The following is a 25,768-nucleotide window of genomic DNA, read 5'->3' on the forward strand; positions in this document are numbered from 1 at the left end:
CCGTGAACACCCGTTCATGTATAACTGTGAACACATGCTCACACACGAGGGGAAGGCTGTCCATGTTCACCGAAGGAACTGCGGGTCACCCAACCGACCGCGCCGAACGATGGGTGATCGCGGCCTGCGCGCTGCAGGCCATCAACACGACGATCCACCACATCCGCGGTGCCTTGCTGTTCGATACACCGGGCCGCTACCTGTCAATCGTCATCGTGCTCTGCATGCTGGCGCTTCCGACACTGGCACTGGCGGTGAGCCGGAGAACCAGCGCCGGGGTCCAGAAGGCGGCATGGTGGACATTCTGGACCGCGTCGTTCATCGGCTTCGTGATCGTCTTCGGGCTCTCCGAGGGGCTCGTCACGCACGTGATCAACCCGCTCGTTGAGCAGGGCTACCCGGCGGACGAGCCCTTTGACCTCTTGTTCCAGGCCACCGGCGTCCTGCACGTTGTGCCCGCAGTTGTCGCTGCGGCACTCCTGACCCACTTGGCACGAGCCCGCAGGTCGGGGCTCTTCGGAGCACGCGCATGACGGGCGTCCAGCGCATCATCGGCCGAGGCCACAACCCTCGACCCACGAGCCGCCCACCGTCCGGGCTCGTCGCCTCCGGGGTCGTCGAGCTGGCTGCAGGGGCACTGTCCGGCTGGGTCTACGCCGCCGTCATGTATGACGATGGCGCACGGAAGCTCGGGATCAGGAGCACAGCACGTATCCGCCAATGGCACCTGGATCTGGTCGCACTCGGGACCAGCACCATCGCCCTCGGCCTGGCCGTTCCGGATGCGCCGAAGGGCGTCCGTCACACTCTCGCGGTAGGCGCCTGGTCGAACGCGATGATGTTTCTGCCCCTCGCTTATCGCCCCGAACTCATTCAGCACCCTGCCTACCGCGCGCTCGGGTTGGCGTCGTTCGTGACCACATCAGTCGGGTTCTCAGGGATGGCGGCAGTTGCCTTGGCGCGCGTGACAGCCACCCGTGGATCGGCCCGCGGATGAACTGCCTCATCGGAGGACGCGGAGTGGGCAAGTCGACGCTCCCAAGGTCACCCTGCCCGCGTCCACCCGAGCCGCCCGGCCAAGCGCCAGAGCCGGCGACGCGCGCCCTCCTCCCCGGTGGCTCGTCGGACTTGACCTTGACATCGGTGTGAGGCCTTAACGTCGCCGGCACCTCGATTTCATCCCCTTCACACAGCACAAGGAACCAACCGATGCCAGGAGCAGTGATCCTCGGAGCAGGCCCCGGACTGGGCCGGGCGATCGCCCGACGGTTCGCCCGGGAGGGCCTGTCCATCAGCCTCATCGCCCGAAACCGCGCCACGGTCGAATCCGTGGCCGCGACGCTGGCCGACCTCGAAGCCCCGGTGCTGGGGCTGAGTGCGGACTGCACCGACGAGTCCGCTCTCCGGACCGCATTGGAGAAGACGTACGCCGCGTTCGGTGTGCCGGAGGTCGTGGTCTACAACGCGGCGATCATCCAGGCCGACACCGTCGGCGAGCTCTCGGTGAGCGACCACCTCGATGCGTGGGCCGTCAACGTCGTCGGAGCCCACACGGCGGCCGCCCAGGTCATCCCGAAGATGACGCGGAGTGGGAGCGGCACCTTCCTCGTCACCGGCGGCATGCCCGCCCCCAAGCGGGAGTACGTCAGCCTCTCGCTCGGCAAGGCCGGGCTGCGGACCCTGGTGGACCTGCTCGACCAGGAGTACCTGTCCGCCGGGATCCATGTCGCCGCCGTCACCGTCGACGGTCCGATCGCGCCTGGGACGGCCTTCGACCCCGACGACATCGCCGAGCACTACTGGACCCTGCACAGCCAGCCGAGGGAGCTGTGGCAGCGAGAGATCGTCCACACCGAGAATTCGATGCCGCCCAGCAGGCTTCGCTATTAGAATCCTTCTTCTAGATACCGCCCTCACATTGGAGACCTTCGTGTCCGCCTCCCGTCTCGACCCGCGGAAGATCGCTCTCGCGACCGCCGTCCTCGCGACCCTGCCCTATCTGACGCTCAAGCTCTTGTGGCTGGGCGGGTCCACCGCCGGCATCACCAGCAGCGACGGCCTCGACGAGATGCACGGCACGCGCCACGTGATAGGAAATGTGGTCACGATCGCGATGATGGCGCTCGCCGCCGGGTTCGCCTTCGCACTGACCCGCCCCTGGGCGGACCGTGTCCCGGCAAAGCTCGTCCTCGTCCTCGGGGCCGGCGCCACCGGACTGCTCGCCCCGATCCTGCTGGGGCTGCCGATCGGGCTCGCCGTGCAGACCGCCTTTGGCAGCGACACGGCACCGCGCGAGGACGGGCTCGCACCGTGGGTCTTCGGCCTCGTCTACGGTGGCTTCGGTCTCCTCGCGATCGCGTTGGCCGTCCTCGTCGTCGCCCATGTACTTCACCGCTGGGGCCATCTGATCAGCGAGCCGCCCGAGCGCCCCTCGCTCCCGATCACGCTCGCTGCCACCGCCGGCCTGCTCCCGTTCACGGCAGCCATGGCCTTCTGGGGCATCGCCGGCCCCGGTGACAGCGGGCCGCAGGGCCTGGAAGGCCCGGCCCAGCGGACGGTCCTCCTCGTCACAGCTGTGCTCACCGTGGGCGCGCTGCTCGTCCCGATGGCGAGAGGATGGGCCGCACGCCGATCCCGGTTCGCCTGGCTCGTGACGTGGACCGGATGCTGCGTCGCAGCACTCCAGGGGCCGACCCAGCTACTGCTCGCCCAGGGCGGCGAACCGCAGCCCGCCGTCGCAGTCGTCGCCGCGCTGGCCACACCCGCCGCCTGCCTCTACGGCCTCGCGATCCTCCGCCGGGGACTCGCGCAGGTCACCGAGGTCAACGGACCTCGAGGAGTGCGACCGCTCGGATCGCAGCCGCGATCGGCTCATCCATCCAGTCGGGGATCTCGCCCCCGATGAGACCCCGCACCATGCCGTACGGAGTGTCCCTCGCCGCCAGCGCAACCAGAGCCAGCTCGCGCTCCGCGACTCGCCCATATCGCCGCTTCGCCAACCCCACGAGATGAGCCCTGACGGCATCGTTCAGCCCGGCGAGCTCTGTCTCGAGCCCGGCCGGCGGGTCCGCCATCAGGTGTGCATGGCGATAGAGCGTGAGCATCCGCGCCTCGCCGGGTTCGGCACGGCAGTATCGCGGCACCAGCAGTCCCGTGGCGACGATGGCCCCGACGGGATCCTCGACATCGGCCACCTCAGCGAACGTCGCCTGGAAGCGCCTGACCGAACGGATCCAGGCAGCGACGAACAGCTCCTTGCGTGACCCGAACCGGTGGTAGATCGACCCGGAGGGAGCACCCAGGATCGCGGTGACATCGCCCAAGGTTGCGGCATGGCCACGTTCGTGCACGGCGCGCACCACCGTATCGAGGATCGCGTCACGGGAGTAGAGCGCTGGTTTCACCACTCACCCAGCCTAGGGACATGCCTCAGGACTCGAGGATCTGCCTGAGCTCGGGGTGCACGCGCAACGCCTCGGCCGTCTCGGCGCCGCGTCCCGACGTGACGATGTGAAGAGCCCGCCGGCCGAGGTCAGGGAGTCCAGGCTCCGGCAGTGACGGTCGACGAGCTCTACGGCGCATCACAGCAGGTCAGAGGCTGCTTTCGTGAGGAGCGCGACGGCCTCGACGTGATGCGTCATCGGGAAGAGGTCGAAGGCGCGCAAGGAGCGCAGCCGGTAACCGTGCTCGGCGAAGATCGCCACGTCGCGAGCCAGCGCGGCGGGGTCACAGGCGACGTAGGCGACCTTGCGGGGCGTACGCGCGACGACGGCCTCGACGACGGCTCGTCGAGCGCCCTCGCGGGGCGGGTCGAGGACGACCAGGTCGAACGGCCGTTCCCCCAGGTCGGCCAGGACGGTGCTGACGTCGCCTGCGATCGCCTCGGCGGAGGGGACGTTGCTCGCGGCGAGCGCGGAGGCGGTCCGGTCTCCCTCGACGGTGACGACCTGTCCGAAGGGGCCGACCCTGTCGGCGAGATAGGCGGAGAAGAGACCCACACCGGCGTAGAGGTCCAGGGCGGAGTCGCCCGGGGACGGCGAGAGCGCTTCGAGCACTGCCGAGACCAGCGCCTCCGGCGCACCGGGATGCACCTGCCAGAAACCGTCGGCGGCGACCTCGAAGGTGTGCTCGACTCCGCCCACGGCGACTCGCTCCACGATGGTCCCGGGAGCGGGTTCGCGCGCGTCGGGAGAGGCGATCAGGCAGTCGGCGACGGGGATCACCTCGTGCGAGCGATACTTCCGCATCCCGCGTCCACCGCCTGGCGCGGCGACATAGCGCTGACGCGTACGCCACCGCAGGCCGTCGACGTCGCCGGGGACGGCCTCGACGACCAGATCGGCGAGCAGCGGGTCCTCGGCGGACAGACCGCCCAGGCGGACCAGCTGCTCGCGCAGCACCGTCGCCTTCAGCTCGCGCTGAGCCGGCAGGGCGACGTGCTGGAAGTCGCAGCCGCCGCAGAGCCCGGGGCCGGCGTAGGGGCACGGCGGAACGACCCGTTCCGCGGCGGCCGAGACCACCGAGACCGCGTCCCCGCGCCAGAACCGGTCACCGGCGGTGCCCTCGGTGATCTCGACGACCACGTGTTCACCGGGCAGCGCGTGGCGTACGAAGACGACGCGGGAGCTCTCCCTGGACGTGCCAGCCTCGATCTGAACTCGGGCGACGAAGTGACCGCCGTGAGCGACCGGCCCGACCTCGACCTCGAAGCGGCGCCCGACGTAGGACTCGCCCTTCGCGACCTTCGGACGCGGCCTCCGCCCACGTGGGGGTCTGCGTGTGCCGCTCATCGTCGTCCGTCGCTTCCTCGGCGCAGCCCGGGGGCCAGCCAGTATTCCTCGCGCATCTCTTCGGCGCGCTCCTTGCCCGATGCCAGCTGGTAGGGCACCGAGATGACCATGACGCCCGGCGTGAACAGCAGCCGGCCCTTGAGCCGCAGCGCCGTCTGGTTGTGGAGGAACTGCTCCCACCAGCGGCCGACGACGTACTCGGGGATGTAGACGGCCACGACCCCACGCGGGTTGGCGTCGCGGATCGCCGAGGCGTACTCGACGACCGGGCGGATCAGCTCACGGTAGGGCGAGTGGAGCACCTTCAGCGGCATCGGCAGGTTGCGCTCGTCCCACTGCTTCAGCAGCTCGGCAGTGTCGGAGTCGGAGGTCGAGACGGTCACCGCCTCGAGCGCGTTGGGCCGCGAAGCCTGAGCGAAGGCCAGCGCTCGCAGGGTCGGCTTGTGGAGCTTGGAGACCAGGACCATCGCGTGGACCCTCGTCGGCAGCACTCGGTCGCGCTCATCGGCCGCCAGCTCGATCGCGACGTTGTCGTAGTGGCGGCGGATGCCGGTCATGAGCAGGAACGCGATCGCCATCGCCACGATCGAGATCCAGGCACCGTGGGTGAACTTGGTGATCAGCACGACCACCAAGACGATGCCGGTGACCGAGAGGCCGAAGGCGTTGATCGTGCGGCTGGTCTGCATCTTCGCGCGGACCACCGGGTCTCGCTCGTTCTTGAGCAGCCGGGTCCAGTGACGCACCATGCCGGCCTGGCCGATGGTGAACGCGACGAAGACCCCCACGATGTAGAGCTGGATCAGCCGGGTGACCTCGGCATCGAAGGCGACGATCAGCAGGATCGAGAATCCTGCGAGGATCACAATCCCGTTGCTGTAGGCGAGTCGGTCTCCTCGGGCGGCGAAGGCTCGCGGGGCGTAGCCGTCCTTGGCCAGGATCGAGGCCAGGACCGGGAAGCCGTTGAACGCGGTGTTGGCCGCCAGCAGCAGGATCATGCCGGTGGACAGGGTGATGAGGAAGAAGCCCGGCGGGAAGTTATCGAACACGACATGGGCGATCTGCCCGACCAGCGGCGCCTGATGGTAGTCGACCAGCACTTCCCCGTTGGGCCCACGCAGCTGGTGCTCGGGGTCCTCGACGACCTGGGCGTGGATGATGTTGGCCAGCGCGACGATCGACATCGCCAGCGTGATCGCGATCGCGCCGAGCAGCGCGAGCGTGGTGGCGGCGTTCTTGCCCTTGGGCTTGCGGAAGGCCGGTACGCCGTTGGCGATCGCCTCGACACCGGTGAGCGTGGCGCACCCGGAGGCGAAGGCCCGCAGCAGCAGGAAGGCCGCCGCGACCCCGGCGAAGCCGTCGGCGAACTCGGGTTCGGCGATGACCTGGAGGTCCGCGCTCTCCGCCCGACCAAGGCCGCCGCCGATGAAGTGCTGGCCCAAGCCCCAGCAGACCATGCCGAGCATCGAGAAGATGAAGATGTAGGTCGGGATCGCAAAGGCCGTCCCCGACTCACGTACGCCGCGTAGGTTCATCGCGGCCAAGAAGAGGACCGCGGCGCCCGCGATCAGGACCTCGTGTCCACGGGCGACGTCGACGGTCGTCGCCAGATACTGAGCCGCGGACGAGATCGACACCGCGACCGTCAGCACGTAGTCGACCAGCAGCGCGCTGGCCACCGTCAGCGCCGGTTTCGCGCCCAGGTTGGTTGACGCGACCTCGAAGTCGCCGCCGCCACTCTGATAGGCCTGCACGTTCTGGCGATAGGACAGCACCACCGCCAGCATCACGAAGCCGACGACGATCGCGATCTTCCAGGAGAACGTGTAGGCGGTCACCCCGGCGAGCGCGAGGGTCAAGAAGATCTCGTCGGGCGAGTAGGCCACCGAGGACAACGGGTCGCTTGCGAACACCGGGAGCGCGATGCGCTTCGGCAGCAATGTCTCGCCCAACTGCGAGCTACGGAGCTTACGGCCGATCAGAAGCCGTTTGGATACGTCGCCTACACCCACATTGGCCGAGGCTACGGCAAATCTCGGGCTGCGCGCGCTTCCGGATCGGGCCCGGCCCCTGAACACGCCAACTTCGAGGGCGTAGGCGACACGTGGGCAGAGCGAGTGCAATCATGACACGGTGCACGTAGTGATCATGGGCTGTGGCCGCGTCGGCTCGACCCTGGCCAGAAGCCTCGAGGACCGCAACCACACGGTCTCGATCATCGACCAGAACTCCGACGCGTTCCGGCGGCTCGGACCGGGTTTCAACGGCGACAAGGTCGCCGGGATGGGCTTCGACCGGCAGGTCCTGCTCAAGGCCGGCATCAAGCGGGCCGAGGCGTTCGCGGCGGTCTCCAGCGGCGACAACTCCAACATCATCTCCGCCCGGGTCGCACGCGAGGAGTTCGGCATCCAGCAGGTCGTGGCACGCATCTACGACCCCGGCCGCGCCGAGGTCTACCAGCGCCTCGGGATCAGCACCGTGGCGACCGTGAAGTGGACCGCCGACCAGGTGCTCCGCCGCCTTCTCCCGGCCGGCGCCGAGCCCGACTTCCGGGACATGTCGGGCAACATCCGCATCGACCAGGTCGTCATGCCCGAGTCCTGGGTCGGCGAGCGGACCATCAAGTTCCAGCGCCAGTCCGGCAGCCGGATCGCTTGGATCGACCGACTCGGCGAGGGGATCCTTCCGGTCCGCGAGAGCGTGATCCAGGAGGGCGACGTGCTCCACATCGTGATGCGCGAGGAGAACACCGCGCAGGCATATCAGACGATCAAGAACGGCCCCGAGGAAGACTGACCACGATGAGAGTTGCAATCGCCGGGGCCGGGGCCGTCGGCCGGTCCATCGCCAGTGAGCTGATCACCAACGGCCACGAGGTGCTCCTCATCGACAAGAACCCGGGCTCGATCAAGCCCGAGCGGGTGCCCGACGCGGAGTGGCTGCTCGCCGACGCCTGTGAGCTCTCCTCGCTCGAGGAGGCCAGGCTCGACAACTGCGACGTGGTCATCGCCGCGACCGGGGACGACAAGGCCAACCTGGTCTGCTCGCTGCTGGCCAAGACAGAGTTCGCCGTCCCGCGCACCGTCGGCCGGGTCAACCATCCGAACAACGAGTGGCTCTTCACCGAGGCGTGGGGTGTCGACGTCAACGTCTCGACACCGCGGATCATGTCCGCGCTGGTCGAGGAGGCCGTCACCGTGGGCGACCTGGTGCGGCTGTTCACCTTCCGGCAGGGCCAGGCCAACCTGGTCGAGATCACCCTGCCCGCCGACTCCCCCTATGTCGGCAAGCCCACCGGCCTGGTGCCGTTCCCGGAGAACTGCGCGCTGGTCACGCTCCTGCGCGACGGTCAGGTCTACGTACCCACGCCCGAGCAATCTCTCGAACAGGGCGACGAGCTCCTCTTCGTCGTGCCCACCGAGCAGGAGGACGAGCTCGAGCGTCTTCTCGCCCCGGCCGGCCACCCCGGCTGACGCCGAGGATCTCGTACGCCGCAACCCCCCGATCTCGGCAGGACATCAGTTGGCTCGCTCTCCCCTCCTCCAGACGCTGCGCCCTGTCCAGGGAAGGCTGATCGCCAGCCTGCTGCTGATGGTCGTCTCGACCGTTGCCGGGCTGGTGCCCCTCGTCGGGATCGTCGAGCTCGCTCGGATCCTGCTGCCCGCGGTGACTGGCGGACCCGGCTCTGCTGTGGACGCCGACCGCGCCTGGGTCGTGGTCTGGGTGAGCGTCGCGGCGCTGCTGGTGCGCCTGGCGACGGTGCTCGGCTCGTCCTGGCTCTCCCACGTCGCCGACCTCGACCTCTCGATCCATCTGCGCCGGCTGCTGGTCGCCCGGCTCGGCCGGGTGCCGCTGGCGTGGTTCACCGAGCGCAACTCCGGCACGGTCAAGAAGGCGGTGCAGGACGATGTCGCCGCACTGCACCATCTGGTCGCCCACTCGGTCATGGAACTCACCGCGGCGATCACGCTCCCGACCGTCGTCGCCGTCTATCTCTTCCTCGTCTCGCCGCCGCTCGCGCTGGTCACGCTCGTCCCGCTCGCGCTCGGCCTGGTCGGGTTCCGGATCTCGATGCGGGGCGCCGGTGCGCTCTACCGCGACTACGACGCCGGGCTCGCCGACCTGGCCGCGGCGACGGTCGAGAACACCGGCGGGATCGCGGAGATCAAGACGTTCGGCGCCACCGGGCAGGCCCACCGGCGCCTGGCCGAGGTCGCCACCCGGTTCGGCGGGTTCAACCGGGCCTGGATGCGTCACTCCGCCCTCGGCATGCTGCTGATGGAGCTCGCGCTCACCCCCGCGCTCACCCTCGTGCTCGTCCTCGGCGGCGGCGTCTGGATGCTCCGGGCAGGCTGGCTCACCGGGCCGGACCTGGTCCCGTTCCTCGTCCTCGGGCTGGCCATGACCGCACCGGTCACCGTCGCCGGCTACGCCGCCCGCGAGCTGCGCGAGGCGACCGAGGCGGCTCGGCGCATCCAGCGGCTCCTGGCCGAGCCGGAGCTTCCCGAGCCCGTGGTCCCTGCCGCCGCGCCGACCTCGGCCCGCGTCGAGCTCGAGGCCGTCTCCTTCGCCTACTCCCCCGCCAACGCAGCGGTGCTGCACGACATCGACCTGGTCCTCGAACCCGGCACCGTGACGGCGCTCGTGGGCCACTCCGGCTCGGGCAAGTCGACGCTCGCCAAGCTGCTGCCCCGGTTCGCCGACCCGACAACGGGCCGGATCACCATCGACGGCGTGGACCTGCGCGAGCTGACGAGCGCGCAGCTCTACGAGCAGGTCTCCTTCGTCTTCCAGGACACCGGGCTGCTGCGTACCTCGATCCGGGACAACATCCGGCTCGCCCACCCGCGGGCCCCCGAAGAGGACGTACGCCGCGCCGCAGCGGCCGCGCAGATCGCCGACCGCATCGACGAGCTGCCGCGCGGCTACGAGTCGGTGGTCGGCGAGGATGCCCAGCTCTCCGGCGGCGAGCGGCAACGGGTCGCGATCGCCCGCGCCCTCCTCTCCGACACCCCGATCCTCGTCCTCGACGAGGCCACCGCGGCCGCCGACCCCGAGTCGGAGGCTCTCGTCCAGCGGGCGCTGTCCCGCCTCGTCGCCGGACGTACGCTGCTGGTGATCGCCCATCGGCTCTCGACGGTGACAGCGGCCGACCAGATCGTGCTCCTCGACGCGGGCCGGGTCGCCGAGCGCGGCACCCACGAGGAGCTGCTCGCCCGCGGCGGGCGCTACGCCCGGCTCTGGGCCGCCGACCAGCGCGCCCACCCGGCCCCCGTCGGTCGAGCCGTGGAGGAGTCGGCATGAGCGAGCGTCAGCGAGCGACAACAGGCATCAGGCCGCCGCTTCCGTATTCTCGCGCTTGCGCTACGGAGGCGGCGGCATGATCACCATCGTCCGTCTGCTCGCGACCCTCGTGGACCGCCCGCGCCGGCGCCAGCTCGCCCGCGTGGTCGCGATGTTCGTCGCCACCGGAGTGCTCCAGGGTCTGGCCTTCGCCTGCGTCGTACCGGTCCTGGACGCCGCGCTGCGTCAGGACTGGGATGCCGCGACGACGTGGCTGCCGGTGCTCGCCGGCCTCTTCGTGGCTCATCACGTGGCCCTGGCGGTGGGCAACCTGGACGGCTACGACCTGGCCTGCGACCTGCTCGACATCACTCTGGCCCGGCTCGGCGACCACACCGTGCGGCTGCCGCTGGGCTGGTACGACCAGGACCGCACCGGGCAGCTCTCCCGGATGGCCTCCAAGGGCGCCACCGACATCGCCTCGGTGCCGGGCCACCTGCTGCGGCCGCTGATCGCCGCTGTCGTCAGCCCGATCACCGTGATCGTCGCGATGGCGTTCCTGGAGTGGCGCCTGGCGCTCGCGCTCCTCGCCGGGGTCCTCGCCGTGCTGGCCGCCACCCGGCTCCTCTCGGCGATCGTCGGCCGCGGCGAGGGCGCCTATGACGCCGCGATGGCGGAGGGCTCGGCGCGCGTCGTCGAGTTCGCCCTCAACCAGCCGGCCCTGCGGGTCTTCGGACGCACCGTCCACGGCAACGAGCTCGTCGAGACCGCGCTGAAGGAGCAGAAGCGGGCCTCCCGACGGCTGCTGGTGACCGGGTTCGGCGGCCTGGGGATCCAGCTGCTGGCCATCCAGGCGCTGCTCACCGTGGTGATCGCGCTGACCGTGCAGCTCAGCCTCGGTGGCACGCTCGCCCCGGCCACCGCGATCGGTCTTCTCGTCCTCACGGTGCGGTTCGTGGAGTCGCTCATCGACTACGGCGAGCTCTCCAGCGCGCTGCGGATCGCGGAGGGCTCGTTGCGACGTGTCCTCGACGTCCTGGCGCTCGAGCCCCTCGCCGAGCCGGTCGCGCCCGCAGAGCCGGCCGACAGCGGCATCGAGCTGCGGGACGTGGCCTTCTCCTACGACGGCGCCACCCAGGTCCTCGACCGGGTCTCCCTCACCGCGCCGCCACGCTCGCTGACCGCCGTGGTGGGCCCGTCGGGCTCTGGGAAGAGCACCCTGCTGCGCCTGGTCGCCCGGTTCCATGACGTCACGGCGGGCTCGGTGAGGCTCGGTGGCGTCGACGTACGCGATCTCGGCACCGAGGCCCTGATGCGGCGCGTCTCGATCGTCTTCCAGGACGTCTACCTCTTCGAGGGCAGCCTGCGCGACAACGTGATCATGTCGCGCCCCGACGCCACAGACGAGCAGCTGCGGGAGGCAGCCCGGCTCGCCCGTGTCGACGACATCGTCGCGCGCCTCCCGCACGGCTGGCAGACCCGGATCGGCGAGGCCGGCTCGACGCTCTCGGGCGGGGAGAAGCAGCGGGTCTCCATCGCCCGGGCGCTGCTCAAGGACGCCCCCGTCGTCCTCCTGGACGAGGCGACCGCCGCCCTCGACGCCGAGAACGAGGCCGCGGTCCAGGAGGCGCTGACCGCGCTCGCCGCCGACCGTACGGTCATCGTGATCGCCCACCGGCTGCAGACCGTCGTCGCGGCCGACCAGATCGTCGTCCTGGACGGCGGGCGGATCGTGGAGCGCGGCAGTCACGACGACCTGCTCGCGCACGGTGGCCGCTACCTCGACTTCTGGCGCGAACGTACGCAGGCCGAGGGCTGGCGGCTCCTCGCCACAGAGTCCAGAGAGTAGAGACGGAGAGCCGGCCGCCGGGCAGTCCCTGAGGACGACCCGGCGGCCGGCGGCGATACCGTCAGAAGGCGTCGGGGTGCAGACCCTCCGCGATCGTCCGCACCGCCGCGACGTTGCCGAGGGTGCCCGGGAACGTGTCCGGGGTGCGCAGGGCGATGAAGCGGTCCTCCTTGACGGCGGTGACGTTCGGGAAGGTCTTGCGGAGGTACGCCTCGACCCGCGCGGCCTCGGACTGCTCCCGGACGGCGAAGACGATGGCATCGGGGTTGCGGGCAGCCACCTCCTCCGGCGACACGACCGCGGAGAAGAACTGGGCGAAGAGCTCCTCGTCCGGCTTGAAGACGTTGTCGCCGCCCGCGCGCTCGATCATGTCGAACTCCACCCCGGCACCGATCGCGGAGAGCGTCTTGCCCTCGACGAAGAGCTGGGCGACGGTGGGCCGCGGACGGTCTTCCACGGCCTTCTCGACGTCCTCGAGGTCTCCTCGGGTCTCGGCGACGAGCTCGTCGGCGGCGACCTGGACCCCGAAGATGCTCCCGAGCGCCTCCAGGTCGGTGAACAGGTCGGTGACCTCACCGGTGGAACGGCGCTCGGGGCAGCCACCGGCGGCGACGTAGGTCGTCACCCCGGCATCGGTGAGCTGGTCGATGGTGGCGAATCCCTGCTCCGCGGTGAACTCGTACTCGGTCGGGGCGACGACAGCGTCGGGCTGTACGTCGAGGAGCTGCTCACGGGCCGGCGGCGAGTCCGTGCTCAGCTCGGGCACGTCGCTCGCGTCCGCGGCGACGTCCTCGGGGAGCTCGTGCATGGCCGTCTGCGCCTGACCGACGAGCCGGTCGGCGACACCGAGGCGCACCAGCAGCTCGGTCTGCGCTGGGCTGAGCCCGACGATCCGTTCCGGAGCCGACTCGACCGTGATCTCACGTCCGCAGTTCTCCACGGTCACGGGGTAGCCCTCGGCGGACCCGCCTTTCGCAGCGGCATCGTTCTGGACGCCGGTGCCGCCGCAGCCGGTCGCGGCCAGGAGCATGAGCGCCGCGACCGGGACGGTGCGCAGCAGTGGGGTGGTGTTCATGTGTTCCTCTCTCGAACCCGCGCGGACGTCCCGCGCAGGAGCAGGTGTGGGGTGCCGGCCTCGGGATCGGTGATCCGGCTGGCCTCGACACCGAAGACCTCACGCACCAGGTCGGGCGTGAGGATGTCCGCCGGCTCGCCGAACGCGACGACGCGCCCGCGGTCGAGCACCGCGACCCGGTCGCAGTAGGCCAGTGCGAGGTCGAGCTCGTGCAGAGCGACGACGGTGGTGATCCCGAGCTCCGCGACCGTGTGCATCAGCTCGAAGCGGTAGGAGACGTCGAGATGGTTGGTGGGCTCGTCGAGCAGCAGGAGCTCGGCCTCCTGGGCGATCGCGCGGGCCAGCAACGTACGCTGCCGCTCGCCGCCGGAGAGCCGGTGGACCGGCCGGTCGGCCAGCGCGGAGACGCCCGCCAGCTCCATCGCCCGGCCCACCACCAGCCAGTCCTCGGGACTGTCGCGGCCAAGGACTCCGCGGTGCGGCGTACGGCCGAGCAGGACGCTCTCGGCGACGGTGAGCCCGAACTCGTCCGGCGGCTCCTGGGCCATCACCGCGACCCGGCGGGCGATCTCGCGCCGGCTCATCGTGGCGACGTCGGCACCGTCGAGGCGCACCTGCCCCGAGACCGGCCGGAGCGCGCCGAAGCAGGCCCGCAGGATGGTCGACTTGCCACTGCCGTTGGCGCCGAGCAGGCCGAGGACCTCCCCCGGCTCGACCACGACCGAGGCCTCGGTGACGACTTCGCGGCTGCCCCGGTTCAGGGTGAGGTCCAGCGTCTCGAGCCTCATCGCGCCATCCCCTGCTCGTCGGCGGCCCGGCCGCGCATCAGCCACAGGAAGAACGGCACCCCGATCAGCGCGGTGATGATCCCCAGCGGCACCTCGGCGGGTGCCGAGACCGTCCGGGCGATCAGGTCCGCACCGCACAGGAACAGGGCCCCGCCGGCCACCGACACCGGCACGATGCGCCGATGGTCGGAGCCGACCAGCACCCGGGCGATGTGCGGGACGACGAGCCCGACGAAGCCGATCCCGCCGGCGACCGAGACCACGGTTCCGGTGAGCAGCGCGGCCGCGAGCAGCAGGACCGACCGCAGCCGGTTGACCCGGACGCCCAGCGCCGTGGCCGTCTCGTCGCCGACCTGGAGCGCGTTGACCGCACGTCCGGAGGTGAGCGAGACAAGGAGGGCGACCACGAGCGCCACCAGTGGGCCGATCAGGTCGGTCATCGTGGCGGCGGACACCGAGCCCAGCAGGAAGAACATCACGCTGAACACGTTCTGCGCCTCGGTCGTGAGTGTCAGGTAGCTGGTGATCGCGCTGAAGAAGGTGCCCAGCGCGACCCCGGTCAGCACAAGGCGCTGCGGGGCGATGCTGCCGTTCTTGTACGCCACCCAGAACACCGCCGCGGTGGCGACCGCGGCTCCCAGGAACGCCGCGGCGCCGATCCAGGCGCCGACCGCCGCCGCGCCCAGGACGACCACGGTGACCGCACCCACCCCGGCACCCGAGGAGACGCCGATGATCGCCGGCTCGGCCAGGGGGTTGCGTACGACCGCTTGGATGAAGACCCCGGCCAGGCTCAGCGCCGCTCCGGCCAGAGCGGCCAGCAGCGCACGTGGCAGCCGGAACTGCCAGACCACCTGGTCCTGCAGCAGGGTGTAGGTGCCGTCGCTCATCCACGGCATCCCGGGCAGCAGATGCCCCGTCACGAGCCGGGCGGCGTCGAGGGCGGTGAGGTCGACGGTGCCCGACGACGCGGACAGCGCGATGACGACGAGGAGGGCGGCCCCGAGGCCGACGGTCAGCAGCCGGGCGCGCCATCTGCGGCGCGCGATGGCGGCGGGCACGGCGACACGTTCGCCGGGCCTCGAGAGCGCCGGTGGCGAGATGTCGTCCGCGGTCACGGAGATATCGGTGGGGGTCATCACACTCCTGTGGATTCGTGGGCTGAGTCGAGGGCGAAGTCGAGGACGGCGGCGGCGAAGTCGTGCACGGCGTCGAGATGGTTGCCGCCATGGCCCATCCGGGGGCGGTGGACGCGGTCGACCTGCGCGCCGCGAGCCGTCAGCTCCTCGGCGAGCCGGTCGGTGGGTGCGGCCGAGACACGGGAGTCCTCCGCGAAGGTGGTCAGCAGGAAGCGGGGCCACCGCCCGCCGGGAAATCGGCTTGCCCGCTCGAACGGCGAGTAGTCGTCCATGGCGGCCCGCACCGCCGGATCGCTCGGGTCGCCGAACTCGGCGGCCCAGTGCCTCGCTCCCGGATGCTCGCTGATGCGGTGCGGGTCGAGCGGGGCGGCCGTGCAGGCGACCCCGGCGACGAGACCCGGCTCGGCGAGCGCGGCGGAGACGGCGACCAGTCCGCCGAGCGACGCCCCGGCGAGCACCAACCGCTCAGGCCGGGTCAGGCCGAGGCGCACCAGCTCGCGGGCCACGGTGACGGCGTCGGCGACCGTACGTGTCTTGCCGGCGCCCTGCCCCGAGGTGTGCCAGGACGTTCCCGCGCCGCCTCCGCCGCGCAGCCGTGCGGTCACGTGCAGCCCGCCCAGGTCGCACCAGGCAGCGACCGAGGGCTCGAAGGCCGGGAGGTCGACGATCCCGAACCCTCCGTAGACCTCCAGGAGCGTCGCTCCGCCGGGGTCGCCGGTCAGGATCAGCTCGATCTCGACACCGTCCTCCGCGGTGACGGTGATCAACCGCGACCGTCGGCCCTCACTGGTCGAGCGTGCCGGCTCCTCGAGCGGCCGCACCCGCGGCGCTCCCGCCGGCGACTCGGTCCGCACCCAGGCGCGGCCCTGCGCCCAGGACAGGCCGGAGACCGTGCGTACGTCGTGGTCCCGTGAGATCGCGACCGTCTGCGCCGGCGCGAGGACACCGGCCTCGGCCCTGAGCCGGACCACCAGCGAATGACCGTCCCCGACCAGATGGACCAGGCCGCCGCCGGGGACCGCCTGGGCGTGCACGGGGACGCCCGGCAGGGTCTCCAGCCGGCAACTAGCCGTTCCCAGTTCGGGCATCCGCAGGCTCACCAGCTCCTCAGACGTCACCGCCAGCACCGTGTCCTCGGCCGCGCTGATGCTGCGGACCCGCGGAAGATCGAGGAGCCCGGCGCCGTCCGTGCCGGTCAGCCGGGTCCGCTCCTGATCGGTCCGAGCGATGACCGTCTGCCCGCCGACGCCGATCGGTGTCGCGCGCTCACCGGCGGCGGTGGTGAAGAGCGTCCTGGGTGGCTCGCCGCGCCGGACCCGCAGGCAGCGTTCCTGGGTGTCGACGAGGTGCAGGTCCTCGCCGGCCCAGGCCATCCGGGCGTGCCGGACCGCGAGCCCCGCGATCTCCGTCGAGGTCAGTGACGAGGTGTCCACGACCAGGACGCGCCCGTTCTCGGAGCCGTCGTCGCTGACCTCGAGGGCCACCAGGCGTCCGTCCGGCGACGGCGCGACGCCCTGGATCCTGACGCCCGGGTCGAGGACGAGCCCGCCGTCCTCGTCGACCAGGACGGGGAGCAGGTCACCCGGACGCCGGGACAGGCGGAACCGGCCCAGCGGCAGTCCCGGACGTCCCGACCGCTCGGCCCGACGCAGCGCGTCGCGCACGCTCGCGCGCCTCACCGCCCCACCCCGTCGACCCAGGTCTCGGGGGTCTTGATGACGCCCAGGTGCCCGCCCTCGTCGAAAGCAGAGCCCAGGTCGATGGTCGAGTCGATCCCCGTCGGGCGGACGAGGTGGAGCTCGCCGTCGCCTCCGCGGGTGACCGCGGCCAGGTCGCCGGAGACCAGTGCCAGCGCCCGCCGCTGTGCGGGCCTGTCCCCGACTGGGTCCCAGGGTGCGACCCCGGGACGTGGGGCGGCGCTCATCGGCGCGAGCTCGATCTCGCTGACCCGGTCGCCGATGAGCATCGCCAGGCGGTCGCCGTCAGGATGCACGACCGTCCAGGCGACCGCTCCCTCGAGGGCGTCGGGCCGGAACACCAGGCCGTCGCCGGTCCGGGTCACCTCGGCCGCTCCGTCCCGGCTCCAGCGCACCACATGGTTGGTCCAGGTGTGCCACTGCTCGGCGTCGGAGTCGGCGCCGCGTACGGAGCAGACGATTCCCGTCGTCGGGTCGAAGCGGAGGAAGTACGCCCGTCCGGGGACCGGCCAAGGCCAGGTCTGGAGACGCTCGGGGCGGCCACCGGTGACGCGGAGCCGTTCGATGCCCGCCTCGGTGGACAGGTGCACGACCCCCGTTCGCGGGTCGGCGGCGTCACCGTGCCCGAGGTCTCCCTGGAGCTCGAGGCGCTCGCCGCGGACGACCGGGCAGTGGGGCCCGGCCCCGAGCAGGTCGTGCAGAGGGATGACCTCGGCCTCGCCGGGCTCGCGGTGTCGCAGCACGACCATCGGCTCGCCTGTTCCGACATCCGGAACGATCACGACGCCGGGTTCGCCGGTGCGGACCCGCACCCGCACGGCGGTGGTGCCGCTCGGGTCTGCCAGGTCCACGACCGTGACCAGGTCGCTCCATGGATCCCAGGAGGCGCCCAGTCCCGTGGTGACGACGACATAGCGGCCCGTGGGATCGCAGGCGAGGTGCTCGGCAGGGATCGCGACCGGCACTCTGCGCACCTGACCTGCGCCGTCGAGCACGACGAGCGCGCCGAGCGCATCGTCGGCGAACACCGCCCGCGCCCCACCGGGAGCGGTCGCCGGGAGGGTGAGGATGCCCGCGTGCTCGGCCAGCGTCGCCCTCGACCACGGGCCGGGCCCACCAGCGATCTCGGAGGTGCGCCAACGGCCGGCGCGATGGTCTGCCAGGACGAGTGTGGGGCTCATGATCGGACACCCTACTGGTATTGGGAATGATTCTCATATACGTTATGCCGCTGTCCGCACCAAGCGGGCCCCGGCGCCGCCGGGCCGAACGATCCGACAGAGGAGATTTCCGATGAACAACGACATCGTGAGCGAGATCGAGGACACCGAGCAGCTGGCGCACCTCTCCGCGTCCCACTCCAACGCGCTGGTCGAGAACCCCTTCGACTGATCGCCGACGGGTGAGCACTCAGTGCCGTTCGGGCGACCTGGCCACCGTCTGAATCGCGGGGGTGCCGAGCTGACGAGCCCGGCACCCCCGGCCCCTGTCCGAGCCATGACCACCGAGGAGCCCCGATGTACCCCAGACACGACTGGCGTCCGATCCCCGCCGCCCGCGGCGAGGTCCGTCTCTCGACCGACATGCCCGCGCTGCGTACCGGCTCGGGTGACTTCCTCAGGCTGCACGACCTCCCCGGACCGGGCCGGTTGCCGACCTACCGCTACCTCCTCCGCGTACGCCGCGCCGCCCTGGAGCGCGACGCGAGGACCCGAGCCTCACGATGGCCCGAGGGCCGGCGCCGTGTCCTCGTGCTCGGCCGCGGTCGGCTCAGCCGGGCGCTGGCCGCGGAGCTCGCGCGCTCCGGTGCCGAGGTCGTCCGCGACGACGGCTCCCGGAGGTACCCGAGCGCCGACGCCGTCGTGGACGTGCGGGAGATTCCGCAGCGGCCCGACCCCGAGCTCGGCGAGCGTCTCGAGCAGCTCACCAACGGAGCGGCCCTGCTGTGCGGCCGGCGCGAAGGCGGCCGGATGCTGATCTTCCCGTTGATGGTCGACGGCAGCGAGGCGACCCCCGACCAGGTCAGCCGCCGTCGGCTGGCCGCCTCGCCCGCCGCCCCCGAGCTTTCCTCGTGGCTCGCCAGCGGCCACCGCGATCCCCGGCCGCTGCGCCGGGCGACGTCGACCCTCACGGTCGCACGCTGCCTGGTCATCCTGGAGGACTGGGCGGCCGGAGATCCCGCGGTTTCCGAGCACCGCCGGGTGCTGCGCGTCGTCGGCGACGGTCCGCGCGAACGTACGCACACGGTCCTCGGCTTCGACGAACCGGCACCGCGCCCGCAGGAATCCGCGCGGTGACCCAGCCGGCGGTCAGCCCCTTCCCGGTCAGCACCCGCGACGACGTCGTCCTCGGCGGCTGGCTCGTCCGCTCGGTCGGCACCGCACGTGCCGTCGTACTCGTGCGGACGCCGTACGACGCCCGGGCGCACCTGCCGCTGGCCACGTCCTTGGCGCGCCACGGCTTCGACTGCCTCGTCCAGGACGTCCGCGGCCGCTACTCCTCGGCCGGCGCCTGGCGGCCCTACGCCACCGAGGCCCGTGACGGCACGGACACCGTCGATGCCCTGCACCAGCGCTGCCCCCTGACGCCGGTGGTGGCCTACGGCGCCTCCTACGCCGCCCACACCGCCCTCGAGACCGCGCGGACCGACCCGCGGGTGACCCGAGTGGTCGCGCTGGTGCCGGCCCTCGGAGCGCATGAGACCGCCTACTCGGCCGACGGGACCCCGCAGCACCTGGACCGTCTCGGCTGGTGGGCGATCCACGGGTTCGCACGCGAGGACGAGGCAGCGCTGGCCCCTGACGTCCTACGGACCGCGGCCGCCGTCACCGACCGCGACGGGCCGATGGCAGCAGCGGCTCGTCTCGGCTGGGACGGCGCGCGTCTCGACGCCTTCCGCGAGCTGTGGTCAGCCCCCGCGCTCGACGTCCCCGACCACTTCGGCGACGCCACCGCGCCGCTGCTCGTCGTCACCGGTGACGCCGACCCGTTCGACACGTACGCCCGCGGACTGGCCGCCGGATGGGGCGCCCGCAGCGGGGTCGGCAGCGCCCTGGTCAGCGGCCCCTGGGGCCACGACCTCGGCATCGGGACCACCGACACCGCGCTGCGGGCGGCGTACGACGCGGCCGGCTCCCCCGGCCGCATCATCCTGCGCTGGCTCACCCACGCCGAGCCCGCGCCCGGGCAGGAGCTCCGACTCGACGTCGCCGCCCGGACCTGGTCCGGACGGCCACTCGTCACGACCGTGCCGGCAACCGCGAGAGGACTCCGATGACCGAGACGCCCACAGCCATGCCACCCCTGGACGTCGAGCGTCTGGTGGACAGGGAGACCGGACTGATCCGGCGGGTGCGCGAGGTGCTGCGCCCCGAACGGGCGCCGCTGCGCTACACCTCGCTGACCGCCGAGGTCTCCGACGCCCGCTGGCTCGGTGACTGGCCGGCCGACCGGGTCTCGCTCGGCACCACCTTCGGCGACGTCCCGGGCGCCCGGATCGCCGCGATCGCGGAGGGCGTGGAGCGCTACTGCGGCAACTTCATCCCCGAGCGGCTCGATCCCGCCGACTACCGGGTCGGGACGGCGGCCGAGCTGCGGGACCAAGGGCTACGGGTCGTCGACCTCGACGACCTTCCCCGCTGGAGCTCGGCGCAGCTGGCCCGGCCCGACTTCCCCTATCGCGCGCTCGACGACCAGGTTCCGTCGCTGTGGAGCCGCTGCCAGGAGCAGTCGCCCGAAGGTGAAGCCGCTTCGGCGACCGAGGTCTGGATGCCGCACGCCCTCATCGGTCTCAACTGGCGCCAGCGACGGTTCACTCACCTGGACCGCGTCTTCCACCTCAACTACGCCGGCATCGCCACCGGTCAAGGCGCCGCCGACGCCCACGACCGGGGTCTTCTCGAGGTCGTCGAGCGCGACGCCCTCGAGGTGTGGTGGCACCACGGCGGACCGGCCCAGGGGATCGACACCGGCTCGGTCCCCGGCCTGAGCGCCGACCTCGAGGGAGCGCCGCTCGACGTGCACGTCGTCCGGATGCCCACGGAGCTCGCCCCGGCGATGGCCGCCCTCGTCCGCGACCGGGAGACCGGCGTCTACGCCGCGGGCTTCTCGGCCTCCACCGACCCGGTCCGGGCCGTTCGCAAGGCGGTGCTCGAGGCGGTCCACACCTGGATCTACACGCTCGGCTGCCGCGACGCCGACGGCTGGGTCTTCCAGGCCGTACGCGCCGGGCTGATGGCTCCCGGCCTCTACCTCGACCACCGCGAGGACCGCCGCTACCTCGACTCCGCGGGGCCGGACTTCGCCCGGGTCCGCGATCTCGGTGCCCATGTCCAGGTCTGGCTCGATCCCCGGGTGCATCCGCTCGCCGACCGGTTCACCGCGCCGGCCCTGGGCAGCGTCTCGATCGCCGAGGTCCCGGCCACCGACGTCGCCGAGGTGCGCCGCCGTCTGCACGAGGGCGGCCACCGGATCATCACCCGCGACCTCACGACGCGAGACGTGGCACAGACATCGCTGCGAGTCGTACGCACCTTCGTCACCGGCCTGGTGCCGAACGCCCCGGCCGCGTTCCGCTATCTCGGGCTGCCGCGTTTCGCTGAGGCCGCGCGCCACCGCGGCTGGGACCCGATCGACCCCGACGAGCCGTTGGCCCTGTGCCCGCCGCCCCACATGTGATGCGCGGACACGACATGACCTCGAGCACGGCGCTCCTCGAGACCGCCTTCTCCCCCGAGCTCCCGGGCGATCCGCTTCCCCCAGGGCCCCGAGCGAACCGCTGGCCCGGCGAGCTCGTCGACATCGCCGAGCTCCGGGCCCCGGCGGCAACGGCTGCGACGGCCATCCACCGGCTGTGGCGGGCACGCGGTCACCATCCGCGGCCCGACGGGACCCCGACGACGGTCCCGCGCCGGGCGGTCCCCTCCGCGGGTGGCTGCTACCCCGTCCAGTGGCACCTGGTGATCCCTCCTGGCCGCGGCCGACCGCACGGCCCGGGGCGCTACGTCTACGATCCGGCGACCGAGATGCTGGTCCGACGGCCCGACCCGCGAGGACCGATATGGCCGGCGTCGGACCACGTCGAGATCGTCCTCACGGTCCAGCCGGGACGCACCTTCGGTCGCTACCGGCACCGGGCGTGGCCGCTGTGGGTCGCCGACGCGGCGTACGCGCTCGAGGCGCTGCTCTTCCTGGTCCCGGAGGCCCACCTGCCCACGGACTGGTCCGACCTCGCCGCGGCCCGTCGAGCCCTCCGCCTGCCCCGAGCGGCGCAGGCCGCCTGGTGGCTCGACCGCGGCCTCGTACCCGAGCTGGCCCTGGCCCGGATCAGGCTGCCCCACGACCCGCACCTCGACGAGGTCGTCTCCGCCGCGATCTGCGCGCGGCGCTCCCCCGTGCTCGATCGCTTCCACGAGCACCGCGCGCAGCCCTCCGCAGACAGACGCACCCAGACCGCCCGGCAGAGCGGCCAGTCCTGGGTGCTCGGCGCCGACCGCGTCATCGGCTGGCCAAGGCCCGCGCGCCTCGACACCGTCGGTTACGCACAGCTGTGGCAGATCCATCGCGAGGCTGCCCGACAGACCTACTCGCTGGCCGCCCAGGGCCACGGCGTCCGGGCCGTCTCCGGGTTCTCCCCACGTCCGGCGGAGACACGACCCCTGGTCCACGCCATCGCCATCCTCGAGAACGGAGCCGCCGCATGATGGTCGACAAGCTGCTCCTGCGCACCGCGCTGCGACATCCCGGCCCCGCCACGGCCACCGTCGGACTGCAGGTCCTCGTGACCATGACCTACCTTCCGCAGGCCTACGCCCTCGCCCAGGGCCTCTTCGCGGTGGTCGAGCGCGACGACGACCGGGCACTGACGGCCGCGCTGTGGATCGCCGTGATCGTCGCAGCGCGCTGGCTCCTGTCCTGGATCCAGGCCCTGGTCGCGGGGCGGCTCGGCGCGGACGTACGCCTCTCGGTGCGGGACGAGGCGCTGCGAGGCGTCCTGGTTCCGGAGGCTCTGCACGACCCGGGGCGGCGAGACGGCGGTCTCCGCACGGCGCTCGTCGACGGGGTCGACGGGGCCGACGCGTACGTGACCCGCTATCTGCCGGCGCTCGCTCAGGCGTTCGTGCTGATCCCGCTGGTGACGGTCCTGCTGGTTCTCGTCCATCCGCTCTCCGGTCTCGCTGCCGGTCTGGCGGCGCTCGGCGCGCTGACGGCGCCGCTGCTGTGGAAGCGGCTCATGCGCCGACGCTCGGACGACCACTGGGACACCTATGAGGCTCTCGGCTCCGACCTGCTCGAGGCCCTGCGCGGGATGGCGACGCTGCGCCTGCTCGGCCAGGTGGGCCGGACCCGGGAGCGGATGGCTGAGCGCAGCAGGGCGCTGCACCGCGCGACGGTTCGGGTGATGCGTACCTCGCTGCTCGACACCGCGCTCATCGACCTCGCCGTCCAAGGCGGCACGGTCGCCGCTGCCGGGCTCGCGCTGGTCGCAAGCGTGGGTCGGACCGGGGTGCCGCCGGCCGAGCTCTATCTGGCGCTCATGCTGGTGAGCGAGGTCTTCCGGCCCATCCGGGATCTCTCCGCCGCCTGGCACGCGGGCTACCTCGGGACCTCTGCGGTGCCGGCGCTCCGCAGGCTCGGTGTCGGCGCGCAGCACGCCACCTCGACGAGCGGCCCCGCAGAGACGGACCGGGCCGGGTCGCCCTCGGCCGCGCTCGTCCTCGACGACGTCTCGTTCTCCTATCCCGAGGGTCCGGCGATCCTCGACGGCGTCCGAGTGAGCTTCGCGCCCGGTGCCGTCACCGCCGTCGTCGGACCGAGCGGCGCCGGGAAGACGACTCTCCTCGACCTGGTCCTCACCCACCTCTCCCCCACCGGCGGCCGGGTCCTTCTCGACGACCGTCCGGTGCGTACGTCCGACGTGGCCGTGGTCTCGCAGCGCCCCGTGCTCTTCGAGGGAACGGTGCGCGAGAACCTCCTGGTCGCCCGCGCGCACGCGAGCGAGGCCGACCTGTGGCAGGCGTGCGCAGCGGCCGGAATCGAGCAGGAGGTACGCAGCCTCCCCGCCGGTCTCGACACCCCGGTCGCCAGCGCCGGGGCCAGCCTCTCCGGCGGTCAGCGGCAGCGGATCGCCCTGGCCCGGGCGGTCCTCTCGGAGCGGCCGGTGCTGCTCGCCGACGAGCCGACCAGCGCCCTCGACCCGGCCTCGGCACGCACCGTCACCGCCACGCTCGCCCGGCTCGCCGCCGACCGCATCGTCGTCGTCGTCGCGCACCGCGAGGAGTCGCTGGACGGGGTGGAGCGTGTCCTCGAGCTCACCGACGGCCGGCTGACCCCGCTCCTTCTGGAAAGGAGCCACCCATGACCGCGACCGCCGCTCCCAGGCGGCCTCTCACCGCCCTGTTCGGTCATCTGGGCGGCGAGCGCCGCGCGATCGCGGCCACGATCGTGCTCGTGGTCGTCAGCCAGGTGTGCCTGGGGGCGATCTCGGTGCTGCTCGCCGCCGCCGTCGGTCGCGCCGTCGTGCTCGGCGAGGCGCCGCCGGGATGGTTCTGGGTCCTGCTGGCCGGCCTCGTCGCTCACCGGGCGCTGTTGACCTGGGGCGAGATGGACGCCTCTCACGCGCTCGCGTTCCGGGTGCTGGCCAGGCTCCGGATGGCGCTCTTCGACCGTTATGCGGTTGCGCTGCCGACCAAGCGTCGCGAGAACGTCGGCCGGGCCGCCTCGACCGCGATGGCCGACACCGAGCGCCTGGAGTTCTTCTACGCCCACACCGTCGCTCAGCTCGTCGCCGCGGCGGTCAACGCGCTGCTCGGCCTCGTCCTGCTCACGTTCGTGGAGCCCGCGCTCGCGCTGGTCACCCTCGTGGCGCTCACGCTCGTGCTCTCCACGGTTCCGCTGGGCCGACACCGTCTGGAGACTCTCGGGCAGGAGGTCGTCGAGGCGACCGGTGCGCTCTCCGACCGGGTCGTCGACGTGCTCGGCGGCCTCCGCGAGGTGCTGGGCTACGGCCTCCACGAGCCGGTCCGCCGTCAGATCCGGGAGACCGGCGCCGACGCGGCACGGTCGGCGGCCCGGCTCGAGACCACCCAGCGCGTGCTCGCCGGAGCACGCGAGGCGGCGGTGACCCTCGCCGGGGTGGGCGTGCTGGTCAGCGTCCTCGCCCGTGACGTCGCCGCCGAGCACGTCGCCGCCCTGGTCGTCCTCGCGCTCGCGACCGTCGCACCGGTCGCCGACGCGGCCGCCACCTGCGCCCGGCTGCCTGCCCTGCGTGCCTCGGCTGCCCGGGTCGGCGACGAGCTCGCCCGTCCTGCCGTGCTCACCCGCGAGACCCCACCGGCCGCACTGCCCGACGGGCCGCTCGGGCTCGTCATGAGCGATGTGGGCTTCGGGTACGGCCAGCGCCGTGTGCTCGACGGTTTCGACCTCATCATCGCGCCCGGAGAGCACGTCGGCCTCCGCGGACCGTCGGGAGCGGGCAAGTCCACCGTCGTAGCGCTCGCCAGCCGGCTCTGGGACCCCGACACCGGAACCATCGACCTCACCGGCCCGGAGACCGCCCCTGTCGCGATCTCGGCGGTCGAGGACGCCGTGCTCCGGGCTGCGCTGACCACCGTCGAGCAGGACGGCGCGCTCTTCTCCGGCACCGTACGCGAGGCGATCGCCGGCCCCACGACGACCGACGCCGAGATCGCGAGCCTCCTTGACCGGCTCGGCCTCGCGGACGCGGTCGCGCCGGAGAGCCACGTCGGCGAGGGCGGTCTCCGGCTCAGCGGTGGACAGCGTGCGCGGCTACGGCTGGCGCGCGCCGTCCTGCATCGCCCACGGATCCTGATCCTCGACGAGCCGACCGCCGACCTCGACGAGGACTCCGCCCGACGGGTCACCGACCTGCTCGACACGATCCCGGCGACCATGCTGGTGGTCTCCCACCGTCCGCAGACTCTCGCCGGGATGGACCGAGTCGTCGACATGGGGGGTCGAGATCGGGCCGCAGGGAGCCCCGGAAAGCCCTCAGAACCCCCGCAGAGCCCGCAACCACGCGGGACACGCGGCGCGTGAACGTTGAAGATCCGCGCTACTGGCCTACGCTGGCGACGAGCCGCATCTCGTCAACCTTTGCTGCTCTGATCAACGATTAAAGGAGATCGC

Annotated in this window: 23 protein-coding genes; 15 read left to right on the forward strand and 8 right to left on the reverse strand. The window is 71.9% G+C overall.

All coding sequences use genetic code 11. The annotated features are described in order from the left end of the window. The first annotated feature begins 62 nt into the window (after nt 1-62). The 4 genes from BJ988_RS11190 to BJ988_RS11205 all read left to right on the forward strand — a co-directional run bounded on the left by BJ988_RS11190 (nt 63) and on the right by BJ988_RS11205 (nt 2,905). A complete protein-coding gene (locus tag BJ988_RS11190) occupies nt 63-533 on the forward strand; it encodes a hypothetical protein (RefSeq protein WP_179658058.1) in 471 nt (156 codons plus the stop codon). Then, complete coding sequence (locus BJ988_RS11195; RefSeq protein WP_218860766.1) at nt 530-997, forward strand: hypothetical protein; 468 nt, start codon at nt 530-532, stop codon at nt 995-997. The genes BJ988_RS11190 and BJ988_RS11195 overlap by 4 nt, the downstream gene beginning before the upstream one ends. 212 nt (nt 998-1,209) lie before the next feature. After that, nucleotides 1,210-1,890 carry an SDR family NAD(P)-dependent oxidoreductase gene (locus BJ988_RS11200; protein WP_179658059.1) on the forward strand — a complete coding sequence of 227 codons (681 nt, stop codon included), beginning with the start codon at nt 1,210-1,212 and terminating at the stop codon, nt 1,888-1,890. Between the two features lie 40 nt (nt 1,891-1,930). Then, nucleotides 1,931-2,905, forward strand: a complete 975-nt coding sequence (locus tag BJ988_RS11205; protein ID WP_179658060.1) for a hypothetical protein — start codon at nt 1,931-1,933, stop codon at nt 2,903-2,905. Here the strand turns inward: BJ988_RS11205 and BJ988_RS11210 are convergent. From BJ988_RS11210 to BJ988_RS11220, 3 genes are all read right to left on the reverse strand, one after another. After that, complete coding sequence (locus BJ988_RS11210; RefSeq protein WP_179658061.1) at nt 2,823-3,407, reverse strand: TetR family transcriptional regulator; 585 nt, start codon at nt 3,405-3,407, stop codon at nt 2,823-2,825. The genes BJ988_RS11205 and BJ988_RS11210 overlap by 83 nt on opposite strands. A 174-nt stretch (nt 3,408-3,581) precedes the next feature. Continuing rightward, entirely contained in the window at nt 3,582-4,790 is a 1,209-nt protein-coding gene (locus tag BJ988_RS11215; RefSeq protein WP_179658062.1) for a class I SAM-dependent RNA methyltransferase, read from the reverse strand. Next, a complete protein-coding gene (locus BJ988_RS11220; RefSeq protein ID WP_179658063.1) occupies nt 4,787-6,802 on the reverse strand; it encodes an APC family permease in 2,016 nt (671 codons plus the stop codon). Before BJ988_RS11220 ends, BJ988_RS11215 begins: the two co-directional genes overlap by 4 nt. Before the next feature lie 121 nt (nt 6,803-6,923). On the opposite strand from BJ988_RS11220, the gene BJ988_RS11225 reads away from it, so the two are divergent. The 4 genes from BJ988_RS11225 (at nt 6,924) to BJ988_RS11240 (ending at nt 11,922) form a co-directional block, all read left to right on the forward strand. Continuing rightward, nucleotides 6,924-7,586 (forward strand): NAD-binding protein, encoded by a 663-nt coding sequence (locus BJ988_RS11225; RefSeq protein WP_179658064.1) that lies wholly within the window; start codon nt 6,924-6,926, stop codon nt 7,584-7,586. A 5-nt stretch (nt 7,587-7,591) separates the two neighbouring features. Next, a complete protein-coding gene (locus tag BJ988_RS11230) occupies nt 7,592-8,263 on the forward strand; it encodes a potassium channel family protein (protein ID WP_179658065.1) in 672 nt (223 codons plus the stop codon). A gap of 49 nt (nt 8,264-8,312) precedes the next feature. After that, nucleotides 8,313-10,094 (forward strand): ABC transporter ATP-binding protein, encoded by a 1,782-nt coding sequence (locus tag BJ988_RS11235; RefSeq protein ID WP_179658066.1) that lies wholly within the window; start codon nt 8,313-8,315, stop codon nt 10,092-10,094. 76 nt (nt 10,095-10,170) lie between these two features. Further along, on the forward strand, nt 10,171-11,922 hold the full coding sequence (locus tag BJ988_RS11240) for an ABC transporter ATP-binding protein (RefSeq protein ID WP_179658067.1): 1,752 nt from the start codon (nt 10,171-10,173) through the stop codon (nt 11,920-11,922). A 61-nt stretch (nt 11,923-11,983) separates the two neighbouring features. Here BJ988_RS11240 and BJ988_RS11245 read toward each other — a convergent pair whose 3' ends face one another. Genes BJ988_RS11245 through BJ988_RS11265 form a run of 5 tightly spaced genes read right to left on the reverse strand, consistent with a single transcriptional unit; the run spans nt 11,984 to nt 17,802 of the window. Beyond that, complete coding sequence (locus BJ988_RS11245; RefSeq protein ID WP_179658068.1) at nt 11,984-12,997, reverse strand: ABC transporter substrate-binding protein; 1,014 nt, start codon at nt 12,995-12,997, stop codon at nt 11,984-11,986. Next, complete coding sequence (locus tag BJ988_RS11250) at nt 12,994-13,785, reverse strand: ABC transporter ATP-binding protein (RefSeq protein WP_179658069.1); 792 nt, start codon at nt 13,783-13,785, stop codon at nt 12,994-12,996. The genes BJ988_RS11245 and BJ988_RS11250 overlap by 4 nt, the downstream gene beginning before the upstream one ends. Beyond that, the gene (locus tag BJ988_RS11255; protein WP_218860769.1) at nt 13,782-14,924 is read right to left on the reverse strand and encodes a FecCD family ABC transporter permease; all 1,143 of its coding nucleotides are present in this window, start codon (nt 14,922-14,924) and stop codon (nt 13,782-13,784) included. Before BJ988_RS11255 ends, BJ988_RS11250 begins: the two co-directional genes overlap by 4 nt. Continuing rightward, nucleotides 14,924-16,603 (reverse strand): prolyl oligopeptidase family serine peptidase, encoded by a 1,680-nt coding sequence (locus tag BJ988_RS31325; protein WP_179658070.1) that lies wholly within the window; start codon nt 16,601-16,603, stop codon nt 14,924-14,926. Before BJ988_RS31325 ends, BJ988_RS11255 begins: the two co-directional genes overlap by 1 nt. Then, entirely contained in the window at nt 16,600-17,802 is a 1,203-nt protein-coding gene (locus BJ988_RS11265) for a hypothetical protein (RefSeq protein ID WP_179658071.1), read from the reverse strand. Before BJ988_RS11265 ends, BJ988_RS31325 begins: the two co-directional genes overlap by 4 nt. 112 nt (nt 17,803-17,914) lie before the next feature. Here BJ988_RS11265 and amiA point away from each other — a divergent pair, with 112 nt between their 5' ends. The 7 genes from amiA to BJ988_RS11295 all read left to right on the forward strand — a co-directional run bounded on the left by amiA (nt 17,915) and on the right by BJ988_RS11295 (nt 25,678). Next, the gene (gene amiA, locus BJ988_RS30410) at nt 17,915-18,013 is read left to right on the forward strand and encodes a streptamidine family RiPP (protein WP_246321463.1); all 99 of its coding nucleotides are present in this window, start codon (nt 17,915-17,917) and stop codon (nt 18,011-18,013) included. A 125-nt stretch (nt 18,014-18,138) separates the two neighbouring features. After that, the gene (locus tag BJ988_RS11270) at nt 18,139-18,918 is read left to right on the forward strand and encodes a hypothetical protein (RefSeq protein WP_179658072.1); all 780 of its coding nucleotides are present in this window, start codon (nt 18,139-18,141) and stop codon (nt 18,916-18,918) included. After that, nucleotides 18,915-19,898: a CocE/NonD family hydrolase gene (locus BJ988_RS11275; RefSeq protein ID WP_179658073.1), complete on the forward strand. Its 984-nt coding sequence runs from the start codon at nt 18,915-18,917 to the stop codon at nt 19,896-19,898. The genes BJ988_RS11270 and BJ988_RS11275 overlap by 4 nt, the downstream gene beginning before the upstream one ends. Next, entirely contained in the window at nt 19,895-21,298 is a 1,404-nt protein-coding gene (locus BJ988_RS11280; protein WP_218860771.1) for a YcaO-like family protein, read from the forward strand. Before BJ988_RS11275 ends, BJ988_RS11280 begins: the two co-directional genes overlap by 4 nt. Before the next feature lie 14 nt (nt 21,299-21,312). After that, the gene (locus tag BJ988_RS11285) at nt 21,313-22,323 is read left to right on the forward strand and encodes a nitroreductase family protein (RefSeq protein ID WP_179658074.1); all 1,011 of its coding nucleotides are present in this window, start codon (nt 21,313-21,315) and stop codon (nt 22,321-22,323) included. Then, on the forward strand, nt 22,320-23,981 hold the full coding sequence (locus BJ988_RS11290) for an ABC transporter ATP-binding protein/permease (protein ID WP_179658075.1): 1,662 nt from the start codon (nt 22,320-22,322) through the stop codon (nt 23,979-23,981). Before BJ988_RS11285 ends, BJ988_RS11290 begins: the two co-directional genes overlap by 4 nt. Continuing rightward, entirely contained in the window at nt 23,978-25,678 is a 1,701-nt protein-coding gene (locus BJ988_RS11295; protein ID WP_179658076.1) for an ABC transporter ATP-binding protein, read from the forward strand. Before BJ988_RS11290 ends, BJ988_RS11295 begins: the two co-directional genes overlap by 4 nt. The last annotated feature ends 90 nt before the right edge of the window (nt 25,679-25,768 follow it).

Origin of the sequence: Nocardioides panzhihuensis (assembly GCF_013408335.1) — a bacterium.
GTDB lineage: Bacteria > Actinomycetota > Actinomycetes > Propionibacteriales > Nocardioidaceae > Nocardioides > Nocardioides panzhihuensis.